Source organism: Aureimonas sp. D3 (genome assembly GCF_001463805.1).
Classification (GTDB): domain Bacteria; phylum Pseudomonadota; class Alphaproteobacteria; order Rhizobiales; family Rhizobiaceae; genus Aureimonas; species Aureimonas ureilytica_A.
Map to the genome: position 1 here is coordinate 106,475 of NZ_BBWM01000045.1, position 14,410 is coordinate 120,884.

A 14,410-nucleotide genomic window follows, 5' to 3' on the forward strand; every position below is an offset into this window, starting at 1 on the left:
CCTCACGACCAGGGCTGGAACAGAACCGCCAGAAGCGCCAGGATCAGGGCGGGCGGCATCACCACGAAGCCGATCTTCAGGAAGTTCAGCGCGCCGAAGGACAGGCCCGCGCGGCGCAGTGCGCTGAGCCAGAGGATGGTCGCGAGCGAGCCCGTGACCGACAGGTTGGGGCCGATATCGATGCCGATCAGGATGGCGTTGACCACCTGCTCGGGCAGATGCGCGGCGCTGGTGAAGGCCCCGGTCAGCAGGCCGAGCGGCAAATTATTGGTGAGGTTCGTGCCGAAGGCCAGCACGACGCCCGAGGCCATCGCGCCCCAATGCGGCGCTTGGTTGAGCGGGCCTTCCAGAAGGGAGACCAGCGTCGCCTGAAGCCCGCTGACTTCGAGTGCCCGCACGATGACGAAGAGCCCCGCCACCATGGCGAGCGTTTCCCAGGAGATTTCCTTCACCAGGGGCAGCGGGTTTGTCTTCTCGCCGATCACCACCGCGAGCGCGGTGAGCCCGCCGGCCAGAAGCGTCGGCCAGCCGAGTTCGAGACCGAGCGCGGAGGAGACGAGAAGCACGATGCTGGCCGCGACGAGACCGATCGCCGCGATGCGCCCGCCGAGCGAGAGAGGCGGGATCTCGACATTCGAGTCCGTCGTGCCCTGGAGGCCCTCTTTCTGGGTCCAGCGCAGGAGATAGAAGGTTGCGGCGATGGCCAGGATCGAGGGCAGCGAGAAGCGCAGGAGCCATTGGCCGAGCGGCGGCATCTGGCTGCCGAAGACGACGAGATTGGCCGGGTTGGAAATCGGCAGGACGAAGGAGGCCGCGTTCGCCACGAAGGCGCAGACGAGGAGATAGGGAATGGGCGAGGACACTTTCGCCGCGCGCGTCACGGCGATCACGGCGGGCGTCAGCACCACGGCCGTCGCGTCGTTCGACAGGAACACGGTGACGAGCGTGCCGATGAGATAGACCAGCGCGAAGAGGCGGCGGGGCGAGCCCTTGGCCGAGCGGGCCGCGAAGGCCGCGAGATAATCGAACAGACCCTCGCGCCGCGCGGTCTCTGCCAGAAGCATCATGCCCGCCAGAAAGAGATAGACATCGGTCCCGCTCTCGATGCCCACCAGCGCTTCGCGCCAGGGCAGCAGGCCGGTGACCACCAGAAGCGCCGCGCCCAGAACCGCGAAGACCCATTCCGGCCATTGGCCCGGCCGGAAGATGACACCGAACACGGTGACGCCGCTGACGACCCAAGTGAAGACATGCAGAAGACTGAGGGTCATCGAGGATCCGCTCGGGGAAATGAAAGAGATCTAGGTTGAAGGCGGCAGGGGCTCCGGTGGGAGCCCCTAACAAACTTGCGCGGGTTCGGTCCAGACGCGCGTTTGACCACCTGTCGAACTGAGCAGGCCTTTACGGGCCGGAACGGGCGTGGACCTGTTTTGTTGGCTGGAAGGCTCGCGGGCGCCATCGTGCCGCCCGCGAACGCCCTGGATGTGTGGTCACTCGCCGCGACAAGCCTTGGCGACCTTGGGCGAGGACACGATCCAGAGCACGAGCCCGCAGATCGCAAAGCCCGCCAGGACGAGATAGGCGACCGAGAAGCCGTAGCGGGAGACGATGACGCCCGCGATGGCCGGGCTCAGCGAGGCGCCGACGCCCTGCACCGTCATCACCGCGCCGAGGCCCGCATTGACGTGGCCCGTGCCGCGCAGCATCCGCGCGACGAGACCGGGCACAGCGACGCCCAGAAGCCCCGCGCCGACGCCGTCCAGCATCTGAACCGGGATCAGGGCGAAGTGGCTCGGCCAGAGACCGGCGATCAATCCGCGCACAGGCAGTGCGACGAGCGCCAGGACGAGAAGCAGAAAATAGCCGCGTCGCCGCGCGAAACCCGCCGCCAGAAGCGCGATGGGGATCATGGTGAGCTGCGCGATGATGACGGTGGCCGCCGTGTAGGAGACCGGATCGGTCAGGAGGCGGTCGAGGGTCGAGTGCTGGCGCACCGGCTCGGCGGCCGGGCGGCCTGCCGTGGACTGACCGGGCGCGATGGCCGTCGACCCATTCGTGTCCGAGCCGGCCTGTTGCGACGGAATGGTGCCTTGGCCGGACGCGCCGGGCGAGGCCGTCGTCGTTCCGCCATTGCTCGTCGTGCCGCTTTCGGCGCGCGTCGCGACTTGCTGGCCGAGAAGCGGCAGCATTGCGCCATTGCCGAAATGGAAGAGCATGAGCGTCGCCGCCAGGATCAGGAGCGGGGTCGACTTCCAGAGAACGCTGAAGCCCGATGGGGCTTCACGATCACCGCCGGTCTTGTGCTCCAGACCGCGCGCGACATCATGGTCGACGTCCTTCGGGTTGATCATCAGGATGGCGGCGATGGAGCCTGCGGCCATGACGGTCATCAGGATGAAGACGGCGGGCAGGCCGAACTCATAACCGAAGAAGCCAGCGCCGGCAGCGGCGAAGACATTGCCGCCATGGTTCCAGGCTTCGTTGCGGCCCAACTGATGGGCCAGCCCATCCTGCCCGACGAGGCCGAGGGTCAGGCCCGCGATGGCCGGCCCGATCGCCGCGCCGGCAATGCCCGTCGCGATCTGCGACGCGGTGACGAAGGCAAAGTTCGGCAGAAACAGGATCGCGAGCGAGGCGACGATCACCAGCGCCGCGCAGAAGCCGACCATGAAGCGTTTGGCCTTGGATGCGTCGGCCAGCGCGCCGAGCGGTGTCGTCGCCAGCATTCCGGCGATGCCGCCGATGGTCATGACGAGGCCGATCGTGGCCGTGCTCCAGCCCTGCCCCACGAGAAAAATGCCGAGGAAAGGGCCGAGGCCGTCACGCACATCGGCCAGAAAGAAGTTGACCGCGCCCAAGGCTTTCAGTGACCGAGAAGGTGGCTCCGCCGCCTGGGCGGGCGCTGTTGCGGTCACGGTGCTCATGGGGATTCTCTCCTGCGCGGCGGCGGTCTGACGAAAACTTGATGGCTATTGACCGCCGGCTAAATGCGCGTGGCGCAAGCTGGTTGCGCACGATCCTTCCTGGATCATAGAAAATAAAACAGAGGCGGCCTTACTGATTATGTCCTTGAGAAGATGAGTTCTTTTGTCGCCATTCTTGAAGACAAGCGAATCATCTAGCCCCATGTCTCAACAAGCGGCGGCGAAACCTCAACGAGAGGCTCCGATGCCTGCACGCCGCACGGCAAACGGTCGGCGCGGCGCGGATCTGACGAGAAGCTTGTGGAATCCCGCGTGGCCCAAGTCGCGATATGACCTTGGAAGTTGACGATGAATTGCGCCGCCTTACCCGCGATGTAATAGTGCGGCTTGCGCGGTCGCTAATTCAGCACAATGCCCCGTCCGTTCACCGGAGAATTGATACAGTCATCATGAAGCGTGTCATCGAGCCGTTCGCCGTCGAATACAAACGCCGCCCGAAGCGGGGAAAGACGGCTGAAACGTCCATCTGGTCGGGTTCGCTCGGCGACGAAATCAAGTCTCTCATGCGGGTGAACGAGGAGGCCGAGCCGACATCTCCGCCGCCTGCCGACGGAAACAAGTCAGCCGCAAAGGCCTTGTTTGCCAAGCCGAAATCGGTGCGGTCCGGGCATAAGCCGGAAGGCCGCATTCTCGAATCGCGCCCGGCGCCGGAGGAAGAGCGCCCCGCCCAGCTCGATTCCTCGCCAGACGCTTCGGAGGCCGGCGAACCTGCCGAAGACGGCTGGGAGCGCGAGCAGGCCCCAGCGCCGCGCCTGCGCGCGAAACGTCCGGAAAGGCGCACCGAGCCTTTCGCCAAACCGGCGCAGGCAGAGCCGGAGCCAGTGGCTGAGCGGGTGCCGCCGATTGCGAATCCTGCCGGGGTCGCCAGTGTGCCCGCTCCCGCGGACAAGCCGGCTCCGCGCGCTCGCAGTTCGAAGGGCCTTTCCCGCGTTGCGGAGCGCCGCGCGCGGATGAAGGGCCTCAATCTGGAAGATCGCTGGAAGTGGAACCTCATCGACTGAAGATTCGGCCGCTCGGTATCAGGCGCGAAGGCAGACGGTCCATGTGCGTCGTGAAGCGCCATGAGGAACCGGCGGCGCCTGAGACGCCGCCGGTTTGCGATCAGGCCAGCGTCGCCACGACCTCGCGCGCGGCGGCGAGGGTGAGGTCGATATCCGTGTCCGTATGCGCCATGGAGACGAAGAGATTTTCGTAGGCGCCGGGGTGGAACAGGATGCCGCGCTCGATCATGCCGAGCCACCAGCGGCGGAACAGGTCCTGATCGGCATGGCGCTCCGCGTCGCGGTAATTGTGGATCGGGCGGTCTGAGAACCAGACCTGAAGCACCGGGCCGAGGCCGACCACATGGGCGGCAAGACCGCTCTTGGCGAAGATGTCCTCCAGGCCAAAGCGCAGGCGGTCGGACACGGCGTAGAGAGCCTCATAGGCGCCGGGCGCGGCCAGTTCGTCCAGCGTGGCATTGGCGGCGGCGACCGCGATGCCGTTGGCGGTGTAGGTGCCGGCGAGCGAGACCGTGCCGTCCGAGACCAGTTCCATGACGGCGCGCCGTCCGCCGACCGCCGCGACGGGGAAGCCGCCGCCCAGACCCTTGGCGAAGATGGAAAGGTCGGGCGTGATTCCAAAGACCTGCTGCGCGCCGCCGAGGCCGAGGCGAAAGCCCGTGATGACCTCGTCGAAGATCAGAAGAATGCCGGCCCTCTCCGTCAGCTCGCGCATGGCTTCGAGATAGCCCGGCAGCGGCAGGATGCAGCCCGTGTTGCACATCATCGGCTCGGTCAGAACCGCCGCGATCTCATGGCCGTGCTCAGTGATGACCTGACGCAGCACCTCGATGTCGTTCCAGGGCAGGATGACGAGATTCTCTTCCACGCCCTTGGGCAGGCCCGGACCCTGCGGCACGGGAACGGGGCGCGTGTCGGAGCCCGCCGTTTCGATCTTGGGATGCTTGCTCCAGTACACGCCGTCCGAAAACCCGTGATACATGCCCTCGAAGCGGATGATCTTGCGCCGGCCCGTGAAGGCGCGGGCGAGACGCGTGGCGTAGAGGACGCCTTCCGTGCCCGTATTGGACAGGCGCACCATGTCGATGCTCGGCACCGCCGCGATGATCTTGCGTGCTAGATCGGCTTCCGCCGCCGCCGGAAGGGCAAAGACCGTGCCGACATTCTGGATCTGATCCACCACGGCCTGCGTCACGCGCTTGGGGCGATGGCCGAGGATCATGGGGCCTAGGCCGAGGAGATAATCAATATAGGTGTGGCCGTCGGCATCGGTGACGCGCGAGCCCTGCCCGCTCTGGACGAAAAGCGGGTAGGGCTCCCAGCCCGACCAGGTTGCCCGTGCCGTGGAATTGACGCCGCCGGGAATGACCTCCCGCGCGCTGGCGAAGAGTTGGGCGCTTTCAAGCGTCGTGCGCGGGGCGGAGGATGCGATGTTCAAGGCGGTTCTCCAGATGCGATCGGGCATGGGTAGCCCGGCTGGCTCGCCGCAACTCTTCCCTCGTGCGGCCAGCCTCGTCGTGGCCCCTCACGCAACTGCCGTGCCAAGTGACGGAAATCCCGGTGCCGCCGCGCTGGCGCGATGCGCCTGGGCGGAAACCGCCACGGAGCGGCACCAAAGCCAGTAGGAAGCTCCAACTTTTGGAGGGAGTTGGAAAAGAAGAGGGATAACAAGGTGTTAAGCTTCAGGAGATCGTAAGCCGAACCGGGGTGACCGTTGGTGGCTCCAAAATTTGGAGGGAGGCTGCCGGCTTCATATCCTGCCGCGCGCGGCGCGCTCGGGCAAAGCGGCGGGCGCGCGTCTGGCATGAGGCTTGCACAGGAGGCTGTACGGGGCCTTTGGCCCGAGCCTCAAGGATCAGGCCATGGCCTTCGACATTCTCTGCGACTTCGACGGGACGATCTCGCGCTCCGACGTGACCGATCATCTTCTGGAAACGCTGGCCCGGCCGGGCTGGGAGGCGCTGGAAGAGGCTTGGACGCGCGGGGAGATCGGATCGGCCGAGTGCATGGCACGTCAGGTCGAGTTCATCGACGCTTCGCCTGCCGAACTGGACGCCGCGCTCGATCAGGTCGAGATCGATCCCGGCTTTCCCGCCTTTCTCCGTGCCGCGCAGGGGCTGGGCGCGCGGGTGACGGTGGTCAGCGACGGGATCGACTATGCCATTCGCCGGGTTCTGGCGCGCCATGGCGTGCGCGGGCTGGCGCTGCGCGCCAACCGGCTCGTAATCACCGGCGCGCGCTCCTACCGGCTGGAGCATCCGCACGCCGCCTCGGGCTGCCCCGCCGGAACCTGCAAATGCGCCGTCGCGGGCGCCCTGCCGGCCGCGCCGAGCCTCCTGATCGGCGATGGGCGTTCCGATTTCTGCGGCAGCGGCGCGGTCGATCTCGTTCTTGCCAAGGGCGCGCTGGCGGCCCATTGCGCCGAGATCGGCCGCCGGCATGTCGCGTTCGGCGAGTTCTGCGACCTCACCGCCGAGCTTCCCGCCATCGTGGCGCTTCTCGCCGCCGAAGCACCCCGGCGCACGGTGGCCGCCTGATGTCCCGCCAGCGCTTGCGCATTCTCGACCTCGACGCCAGCCTGCCCGATCAGGAGCCGGTGCGCGAGCGCTTGGCCGACGGGCGGGCGCGGCGTCTCGACCTGTCCGGCCTCGGCTCGGCCCTGCGTCTCTGGTCGTCGGCGCGGGATTGGCAACGGCTGGAGAGGGCGCTGGCCGAGGATGAGGCGGCGAGCGGCGCGCCGTTCCTGACCATGATCGGCTCGGGCGACTATCATCATGTTTCGGCCGCCCTCATCGCGCGCGCGCCGGGGCCGCTGACGGTGATCCATTTCGACAATCACCCGGACTGGTGTCGCTGTTTCCCCGCGCGCCATTGCGGCGGCTGGGTGAATATGGCGCTGGCACAGGATCATGTGCGCCGCGTCGTGACGCTCGGCCCCTGCGCGGACGATCTCAATCGGCCCGACCGCAAGGGCGCCAATCTCACCGCCCTGTCGAACGCGCGGCTTCAGGTCTTCGCCTGGAACCGCCCGCCGACGCTGACGCGCCGCGAGGTGGCGGATGGGGAAGGCCATCATTGCCGCAACGGCCTCATTCTCTGGCGCAATCTGGCGGAGGAAAACTTCCGCGCCTTCATGACCCGGCTGATCGAGACGCTGCCGACCCGTCAGATCTGGATCACGGTGGACAAGGACGTGCTCGCGGCGGACGAGGCCGCCACCAACTGGGACCAGGGCGAAATGCCGCTCGGGCGTGTGGTGGAAGCGATCCGGCTTCTGGGCGAGCGCTGCGAGATCGTCGGCGCCGATCTCTGCGGCGACTATGCGCCGGCGCGCCATCGCCATCCGATGAAGCTCGCGGAAGCCTGGATGGACCAGCCGCGCAAGGAGCCTTCCGGCGGCGCGGAGGGCGCTCGTCGCCGCAACGCGCGCACCAATGCCGTTCTCCTGGATGCGCTGGAGGCCTTCGCATGAGCGGTCTCGCCGCGCCCGTCGCGCTGGGCCTCACCATCCTGCTGGATGTCGGCGGCCAGCTTCTCTTCAAGCTCGGCCTGGACGGCGACGAGAGCCAAGCGCAGCCCGAGCGCGGCCTCATTCGTCGTGTTCTCGGCTCGCCCGCCATCGCGGGGGGCGTCGCGCTCTATGCCGTGGAGTTCGGCTGCTGGCTCTTCGTCCTGTCGCGTCTCGACCTGTCGCTCGCGTTCCCCATCGCGACCCTCTCTTATGTAGGTGTGGTTCTGGCCAGCCGTCTGTTTCTGCGCGAGGCGGTCTCGCCGCGTCGCTGGATCGCCACTCTCCTGATCGCCGCCGGCGCGGCCTGCATTGGAATGAGCGCATGAACGCTTCCCTTCACGAACCCCTCCTCCCCGGCGAAGGCTTTCTGCTGCCCGGCGGCGACACGGCCGTGCTCCTGATCCATGGTCTGGGCGGCACCCCGGCCGAGATGAAGCTCGTGGCGCGTCGCATCCACCGCGCGGGCTTCACCGTCTGCGGGCTGCAACTGCCCGGCCATTGCGGGACGGAAGCGGACCTGATCGCAACGCGCTGGACCGACTGGGCGCGCGCCGCGCGCGAGGCGGCCGAGCGGCTGGCGCTGCGACACGAACGCGTCTTCGTCGGCGGCCTGTCCATGGGCGCGGTTCTGTCGCTCACTGTTGCGCACGAACTCGGGAGCCGCATCGCCGGAACGCTTCTCTATTCTCCGACGCTCTTCTACGACGGCTGGAGCATTCCGAAGACCAACGTTCTTCTCTCGCCCTTTCTGGCGCTCGGTCTCGGGCGCTTCTATCGCTTTCGCGAAAGCTATCCTTACGGGCTGAAGGACGAGCGCCTGCGCGAGAAGATCGTCGCGGCCATGACCAAGGGCCAGAGCGACGAGGCCGGCCTTCTCGACACGCCGGGCCAGAGCCTGCACGAGCTTTTGAAGCTGATCCGCTTCGTGAAGGCGCGACTGCCCGAAATCGCGGTGCCGGCTCTGATCCTTCAGGCCAGCGAAGACGATGTGAGCAGCCCGCGCAATGCCGGCTATCTCTGCCGTCATCTCGCCGGGCCGACCGAGGTCGAATTCCTGCACGACAGCTATCACATGATCACGGTGGACCGGGAGCGCGACCGCGTGGCCGATGTCTCCGTCGATTTCATGCGCCGGCTCGGCGCGCCGACCGAAGTGTCCCGCGTCATGGAGAGCCTGCCGGCATGAGCGCGCGCCTGACCCTCCATCCGAGCGTCGACGCGATCGGGCGCGAGGCTTGGGAGCTCTGCTTTGCCGGCGAGCCGGAGAATTTCGACTTCTACCGCGCCTGCGAGGCCGCCGGTCCGCCGGGCTTCACGTGGTTCTATGCGGTCCTCTCCGACGCTTCCGGGCCGCTCGCCATCGTGCCGGCCTTCGGCACGCGATACCGGCTGGATACGACCTTGCAAGGCCCGCTGCGCAAGATCAGCGATCGGCTTCACCGGATCGTTCCGTTTCTGATGGAACTCAATCTTTTCGCGCTCGGCTCACCCGTCGCGGAAATCTGCCATGTCGGCTTCGCGCCCTCGGTGCCCGCAGGCCGACGTCCCGCGCTTCTGCAGGAGCTCGTGACGCTGACCCGCGCCGAAGCCGCCCAGCGTGGATACGGGCTCTTCGCCGTCAAGGACGCGGCGGAAAAGGATCGGGGTCTCTGGGAGCCGATTGCCGAAAGCTCGGGCTTCGCGCTCCTGCCCGGCCTGCCGACCGCCAGCCTCGACCTGCCCTACGCAAGCGTCGATGCCTATCTCGCGACGCTCGGGCGCAACATGCGCAAGGACCTGCGCCGCAAGGCCAAGGCCTTCGCGGACGTGCGCGTCGAGCGGCGGCGCAATATCGACGACGTCGCCAACGAGGTCTATGCGCTCTACTGCCAGACGGTCGAAAACAGCGAGTTGCAGTTCGAGCATCTGCCGCGCGACTATTTCCCCTCCATGCTGCGCCATCTCGGCGAGGGGGCCGCGATCATTCTCTATTTCCACGGGGAGCGGCTGTTCGGCTTCAATTTCGTCATCGAAACCCCCGAGCGCCTGATCGACAAGTATATCGGCATGGACTACGCCGTGGCCCGAGATTTCAATTTCTACTTCAACAGCTGGATGGTCAACGTCGCCTGGTGCATCGAGAACGGAGTTCCCGTCTATCAGAGCGGGCAGGCCTTCTATGGCCCGAAGCTTCGGCTCGGATGCCGCCTGTCGCCGAACGGACAATATTTCCGCCATCGCAACGCCCTGGTGAACAAGGTCCTGCTGCAGGTGGCGCGCGTTGTCAGGCTCGACCGGTTCGACCCGGCGATTGCGGATCTCGCGGGCGAACCGGCGTGAGCGTGAACGGTGCCACCCTGCCCACACGCGCGTCGTCGCTCCTCCCCCGTGTTCTCGCCTGGGTCGCGCTGATCCTGTTCGAAACCGCCGCGCAGGCGGCGCTGAAGGCGGGCGGCGAGGCTTTGGCGGGCCTGCCGCTCGGCCGGGCTTTCGTGGCGGCGGCGTTGGTGGAGCCCTGGGTCTGGGTCGGCGCGCTCGGCTATATCGGCTCGTTCGTTGCCTGGATGGTGATCCTCGACCGGATGCCCCTGTCGCGCGGTTTTCCGATGAGTTCGCTCGTCGCCGTCGCGGTGGTCGCCGCCTCGGTGTTTCTGTTCGGCGAGGTCCTGGATGGCTGGCGGATCGCCGGCCTCACGCTCATTCTCTCCGGCCTGGCGCTGATGCGGAACGACGAGGGGTGAGCGAGAGCGAGGGGGATGCGAAACGGGACAGTGATCAGGCGGTGGGCCGGCGGGAGCCGCTCCTTGATCGTCTGCGACGCGTCTGGCGCAATTCCATTCGCTGGAAGATCGTGGCTGCGCTGGTCGCGGTCAGCGTCGTGCCGATGCTGATCACCTCGCAGATCGCCGCCTCCGTCGTGTCGGCCACCTACACCGACAATGTGCAATCCTGGCTCTTCCAGATCGGACGCTTCTTTCTGGCGAGTGTGAAGCGTGGCGGCGAGGAAATCGGGCTCGCCATGGGTGCGCCGGAGATGCTGCACCGGGTCGATCGTATCGCCGCCAAGGTTCGCTCGGGCGAGCAGATTCCGCCCCCCGGTCCCAAGCAGGCCGCCTTCATGGGCGCGCTCGGCTTCGACCTCCTGACGCTGCGCGAGCCGGATGGGCGGCTGATCTATTCCAACCTGCCGGTGGATCGGCTGGAACGCCTGCCCTTCGAGCAAGGCACGGAGGTCTATCTCTATCGCGGCGGCGGCAAGGTCCTGATGATGACCGGCCACGAGCGCACGGTGGAGACCTCCACCGGCCCGGTGCATGTCTTCGCCGGGGCCTTTCTCGATGCGTCCTTCATTCAGGACATCGAGACGATCGGCTCGCTCGACATGACGCTTTATTATCCGATCGGCGGCACCTATCGCCAGGTCTATTCGTCCTCATCCAAGACGGTCGGCGCGGCGCCGAGCGCCGAGGTGCTGGCCGAACTCGCCGACTTGCCGCGCGGCTCCTATCTCGAACAGGACGGGATCGATCAGGGCGCGTCGATCGGCATCCTCCTGCCCGTGCGCAACGGTGCCAAGCTCGTCGGCGTCGTCGCCTGCGCGCTGGACGTCGATCTCGACGGCGCGCCGATCGCCGGGTCGAACCGCCTGCTCTGGATCATCTTCGCCACGGGCATGGGGCTGGCCGTCGTTGCCGGCATCGCCCTGTCCAGCCTCGTGACGCGGCGGGTGGAACGGCTCGCCAAGGGCGTTTCAGCGGTGGCGGCCGGCGACTTCACGCAGGAAATGCCGGTGGAGGGCCATGACGAACTGGACCGGCTGATGATCGCCTTTAACGCCATGTCGGCGCAGTTGCAGGACTATCGCCAGCTTCAGGCGCGCCTGCGCCGTAAGGAACGCTTCGCGACGCTTGGAGAGGTCGCGGCCGGCTTCGCACATGAAGTGCGCAATCCCTTGGGCATCATCAAGACCACGGCCGAGCTTGTCGGGCGCAAGCCCGACCTCACCGAAGCCGACCGCCGTCGCCTCGGCTATGTCGCGGACGAGGTTCGGCGCATCGACCAGTTGATCCGCGACTTCCTCGTCTTCGCCCGCCCCGCCCAGCGCACGAGCACCGTCACGGCGGCCAGCCTTCTGGAGCGCGGGCTGGGCCTGTGCGGCGACGAGATCGCCCGGCGCGGCGTCGCGCTGGAGGTGAAGGACGCGTCGGGCGGAGCGCTTCTGACCGTCGATCTCGACCAGATGGCGCAGGCCTTTCTCAACCTCGTGCTCAACGCGCTGGATGCGATGGGCGAAGGCGGCGGGTCGCTCTTCATCGAGATCGCGCCGCCCAAGGCCGGCAACCTGTCCTTCCTGTTTCGCGACACCGGCCCCGGCATTCCGCCAGCGCTTCTGGAGCGGATCTTCGACCCGTTCATGACCACCAAGGCCCATGGCACCGGGCTCGGCCTTGCGACGGTGTTTGCGATCGTGGAAGGTCACGGCGGCTGGATCGAGGCGCGAAACCTGGAGGGAGGCGGAGCCTTGTTCGAACTGACGCTGCCCGTTGCAACACCTGCAAGCCAGGAGCCCGCGCCGTGACGCACACGATCCTGATCGTCGATGACGAGGAGCGCCTCCTGGATGTGCTGGGCGGGATGCTGGAAGGGTTCGGCTATACCGTGCTTCAGGCGGGCGGCGCGGTGGACGCATTGGCGCAATTGTCGCGCGAAAGCGTCGATCTCGTGCTCACCGATCTCAGGATGCCCGGCCTGTCGGGCCGCGAGCTTCTGGCCGAAATCCGGCGCACCTATCCGATCCTGCCGGTCGTCGTGATGACCGCCTTCGCGACGCTGCGCGACGCCGTGCAACTCATCAAGGACGGGGCCTTCGACTATATCGGCAAGCCGATCGAGTTCGAGGAACTGGAGGCCACCGTCGCCAACGCCCTGCGCCTCCACGACGCGCTGCGCGACAATGACCGGCTGCGCCAGGAGCTGGAAGGGCGCTACCGGATCGAAGGGCTCGTCGGCACCTCGCCCCGGATGCAGGAGGTGATGAAGGAGATCACCGAGGTCGCGCCCTCGCGCACCACCGTTCTCGTGACGGGCGAAAGCGGCACGGGCAAGGAGGTCGTGGCACGCGCCATCCATTTCAACGGGCCGCGCCGGGCAAAACCCTTTGTCGCCGTCAACGCGGCGGCGATCCCCGAGCAGCTTCTGGAAAGCGAGTTCTTCGGCCATGTGAAAGGGGCTTTCACGGGGGCCACCGCCAACCGGATCGGTCGTTTTGCTCAGGCCGATGGCGGCACACTGTTTCTGGACGAGATCGGCGACATGCCGCTCGCCCTTCAGGCCAAGATCCTGCGCGTGCTTCAGGAGCGCCAGTTCGAGCCGCTCGGCAGTCACCAGACGCGGCAGGTGGACGTGCGCATCGTCGCGGCCACCAATCGGGATCTCAAGCGCATGGTGGCGGAAGGCCAGTTCCGCGAGGACCTGTTCTATCGGCTCGCCGTCTTCCCGATCGCGCTGCCGCCCCTGCGCGAGCGGCGCGAGGATGTTCCCCTTCTCCTGCGCCGCTTCGCCGAGGAGATCGGGCCGCAGGTCGGCCGCCGCGCCGTTGCTTTCAGCCCGGAGGCGGAGGCGCTGCTGATGCGCTACGACTGGCCGGGCAATATCCGCGAACTGCAGAACTGCGTGGAACGCTCGCTCCTCTCCTCGCGCGGGCCGGTGATCGGCGCGGCCGATCTGCCGCCCTATGTCGCGCAGCGCCCCGCCATCCCGAGCGACGCCGCGCCCGCCTTCCCGATCGACCTGGACGAGGCGCTGGACACGTTCGAAAAAGGCCGCATCCTGGCCGCGCTCAAGGAAACCGGCGGCGTTCAGGTGGAAGCGGCGCGCCTTCTCGGCATCAACGAGCGCAGCCTCTGGCATCGCATCAAGAAGCATGGCATCACGGTGACGAAAGCCGTGATGGCATAAGAGCCGGAGCCAAAACCTCGCGGGGTCGGCTGGTCGGATCTTTTCGCCATCCAGGGCGAGCCACGTGTCTCGCCCGTCCTTCGGACCGTCGCGAATGCTCGCCGATGCTGACCTAGCATCGACTGCGCTTGGCTCCTCCCCCACGGACGAAAATCTCTCGACCATCCTCCGCCCGGAGGTTTCGTCTCCAGCTCTAAGACACCTCAGGGCACCTTGAACGAGAAATCCAGTTCGAGGCCGACCGTGTTCTCGGCTTGACCGTCGCGCCGGCCATTGCCGGCCAGCGGCGTTAGGAACTCGTCGTAGATCGTGGTCGAAACACTTGGCGACACCGGCACTTTCAAGGCCGTGGTCGCGCCCGCGTAGAAGCGCGTCGTGGCGTGGACGCCGTGCCCTTCGTCGGCCGCTGTGCGAAAATAGTCTCCGTCCCCAAGCGTCAGGCGCGGCCCGGCCGAGAAGGTCGAGGCTGCCGGGCCGGCCACCACGAGATCGCTCCCGAGCGTGACATGCGCGCCTTCGCCGGCTCCCACATTGTCCAGCGCCTCGGCGCGAACGCGCAGGCGCTCGTCCGGCCACCACTCGGCGAACGCCCCGGCGTCCACGGCCACGCTATGGGAGGCCAGGCGCAGGTCGATGGCCGGACCGGCGGAAAAACCGTCTCGGTCGATCAGCGCGAAACCCATCGCGTCGTCGGGCGTGCTGAAATTGTCCGGTTCGTCCGCGCGGCGCAGATCGAAGGTCGTGGGGAGTAGCGACTTCGCGCCGCCCGTCGCCACCTCCGCGCTGAAGCCGAGCGTCGCGATCCAGCCAGGCGCGACCATCGCCTCGCGGGGCGCATCGTCGCCTTGGGCCGCGAAGGCGGGCGCCGTCACCAGAAGCGCGGCCGATACCAGAACTGTCGATCCGATTCGACGCATCAGACTTCCTTTCGCGCCTCTTATCGTAAGAGACGGCGGCGCAATGGTGAAGCTCTGCCC

The 14,410-nt window shown here is 67.0% G+C and carries 13 protein-coding genes; 9 read left to right on the plus strand and 4 right to left on the minus strand.

Annotated elements, in window-relative coordinates; genetic code table 11:
- Positions 1-2: 2 nt before the first annotated feature.
- Both AUL36_RS13435 and AUL36_RS13440 read right to left on the minus strand, forming a co-directional pair.
- Positions 3-1,271, minus strand: a complete 1,269-nt coding sequence (locus AUL36_RS13435) for an arsenic transporter (protein ID WP_062221579.1) — start codon at positions 1,269-1,271, stop codon at positions 3-5.
- Positions 1,272-1,490: 219 nt separating this feature from the next.
- A complete protein-coding gene (locus AUL36_RS13440) occupies positions 1,491-2,924 on the minus strand; it encodes an MFS transporter (protein WP_062221581.1) in 1,434 nt (477 codons plus the stop codon).
- A gap of 449 nt (positions 2,925-3,373) precedes the next feature.
- Here AUL36_RS13440 and AUL36_RS13445 point away from each other — a divergent pair, with 449 nt between their 5' ends.
- Complete coding sequence (locus AUL36_RS13445; protein WP_062221583.1) at positions 3,374-3,985, plus strand: hypothetical protein; 612 nt, start codon at positions 3,374-3,376, stop codon at positions 3,983-3,985.
- 100 nt (positions 3,986-4,085) lie between these two features.
- On the opposite strand, the gene AUL36_RS13450 is transcribed toward AUL36_RS13445, so the two are convergent.
- Positions 4,086-5,423 (minus strand): aspartate aminotransferase family protein, encoded by a 1,338-nt coding sequence (locus tag AUL36_RS13450; protein ID WP_062221682.1) that lies wholly within the window; start codon positions 5,421-5,423, stop codon positions 4,086-4,088.
- Positions 5,424-5,847: 424 nt separating this feature from the next.
- On the opposite strand from AUL36_RS13450, the gene AUL36_RS13455 reads away from it, so the two are divergent.
- From AUL36_RS13455 to AUL36_RS13490, 8 genes are read left to right on the plus strand one after another with little or no spacing between them, the layout of a single operon-like run.
- Positions 5,848-6,522, plus strand: coding sequence for an MtnX-like HAD-IB family phosphatase (locus AUL36_RS13455; protein ID WP_062221585.1), 675 nt, complete (start codon positions 5,848-5,850; stop codon positions 6,520-6,522).
- Complete coding sequence (locus tag AUL36_RS13460; RefSeq protein WP_202814759.1) at positions 6,522-7,457, plus strand: arginase; 936 nt, start codon at positions 6,522-6,524, stop codon at positions 7,455-7,457. Before AUL36_RS13455 ends, AUL36_RS13460 begins: the two co-directional genes overlap by 1 nt.
- A complete protein-coding gene (locus AUL36_RS13465) occupies positions 7,454-7,822 on the plus strand; it encodes an EamA family transporter (RefSeq protein ID WP_062221587.1) in 369 nt (122 codons plus the stop codon). The genes AUL36_RS13460 and AUL36_RS13465 overlap by 4 nt, the downstream gene beginning before the upstream one ends.
- Positions 7,819-8,682 carry an alpha/beta hydrolase gene (locus AUL36_RS13470; RefSeq protein WP_082655838.1) on the plus strand — a complete coding sequence of 288 codons (864 nt, stop codon included), beginning with the start codon at positions 7,819-7,821 and terminating at the stop codon, positions 8,680-8,682. Before AUL36_RS13465 ends, AUL36_RS13470 begins: the two co-directional genes overlap by 4 nt.
- Positions 8,679-9,815 (plus strand): GNAT family N-acetyltransferase, encoded by a 1,137-nt coding sequence (locus tag AUL36_RS13475; protein ID WP_062221589.1) that lies wholly within the window; start codon positions 8,679-8,681, stop codon positions 9,813-9,815. The genes AUL36_RS13470 and AUL36_RS13475 overlap by 4 nt, the downstream gene beginning before the upstream one ends.
- A complete protein-coding gene (locus AUL36_RS13480) occupies positions 9,812-10,216 on the plus strand; it encodes an EamA family transporter (protein ID WP_156418383.1) in 405 nt (134 codons plus the stop codon). Before AUL36_RS13475 ends, AUL36_RS13480 begins: the two co-directional genes overlap by 4 nt.
- Positions 10,213-12,054, plus strand: a complete 1,842-nt coding sequence (locus tag AUL36_RS13485; protein WP_062221593.1) for a sensor histidine kinase — start codon at positions 10,213-10,215, stop codon at positions 12,052-12,054. Before AUL36_RS13480 ends, AUL36_RS13485 begins: the two co-directional genes overlap by 4 nt.
- On the plus strand, positions 12,051-13,433 hold the full coding sequence (locus AUL36_RS13490) for a sigma-54-dependent transcriptional regulator (RefSeq protein WP_062221595.1): 1,383 nt from the start codon (positions 12,051-12,053) through the stop codon (positions 13,431-13,433). The genes AUL36_RS13485 and AUL36_RS13490 overlap by 4 nt, the downstream gene beginning before the upstream one ends.
- A 203-nt stretch (positions 13,434-13,636) precedes the next feature.
- Here the strand turns inward: AUL36_RS13490 and AUL36_RS13495 are convergent, their stop codons facing one another.
- The gene (locus tag AUL36_RS13495) at positions 13,637-14,350 is read right to left on the minus strand and encodes a MipA/OmpV family protein (RefSeq protein ID WP_062221597.1); all 714 of its coding nucleotides are present in this window, start codon (positions 14,348-14,350) and stop codon (positions 13,637-13,639) included.
- Between the last annotated feature and the right edge of the window lie 60 nt (positions 14,351-14,410).

Excerpts from the sequence above, each read along its gene's own strand:
- AUL36_RS13465 (WP_062221587.1), top strand. The coding sequence starts at position 7,454 with ATGAGCGGTCTCGCCGCGCCCGTCGCGCTGGGCCTCACCATCCTGCTG.
- AUL36_RS13460 (WP_202814759.1), top strand. The coding sequence starts at position 6,522 with ATGTCCCGCCAGCGCTTGCGCATTCTCGACCTCGACGCCAGCCTGCCC.
- AUL36_RS13445 (WP_062221583.1), top strand. The coding sequence starts at position 3,374 with ATGAAGCGTGTCATCGAGCCGTTCGCCGTCGAATACAAACGCCGCCCG.
- AUL36_RS13440 (WP_062221581.1), bottom strand. The coding sequence starts at position 2,924 with ATGAGCACCGTGACCGCAACAGCGCCCGCCCAGGCGGCGGAGCCACCT.
- AUL36_RS13470 (WP_082655838.1), top strand. The coding sequence starts at position 7,819 with ATGAACGCTTCCCTTCACGAACCCCTCCTCCCCGGCGAAGGCTTTCTG.
- AUL36_RS13455 (WP_062221585.1), top strand. The coding sequence starts at position 5,848 with ATGGCCTTCGACATTCTCTGCGACTTCGACGGGACGATCTCGCGCTCC.
- AUL36_RS13475 (WP_062221589.1), top strand. The coding sequence starts at position 8,679 with ATGAGCGCGCGCCTGACCCTCCATCCGAGCGTCGACGCGATCGGGCGC.
- AUL36_RS13495 (WP_062221597.1), bottom strand. The coding sequence starts at position 14,350 with ATGCGTCGAATCGGATCGACAGTTCTGGTATCGGCCGCGCTTCTGGTG.
- AUL36_RS13435 (WP_062221579.1), bottom strand. The coding sequence starts at position 1,271 with ATGACCCTCAGTCTTCTGCATGTCTTCACTTGGGTCGTCAGCGGCGTC.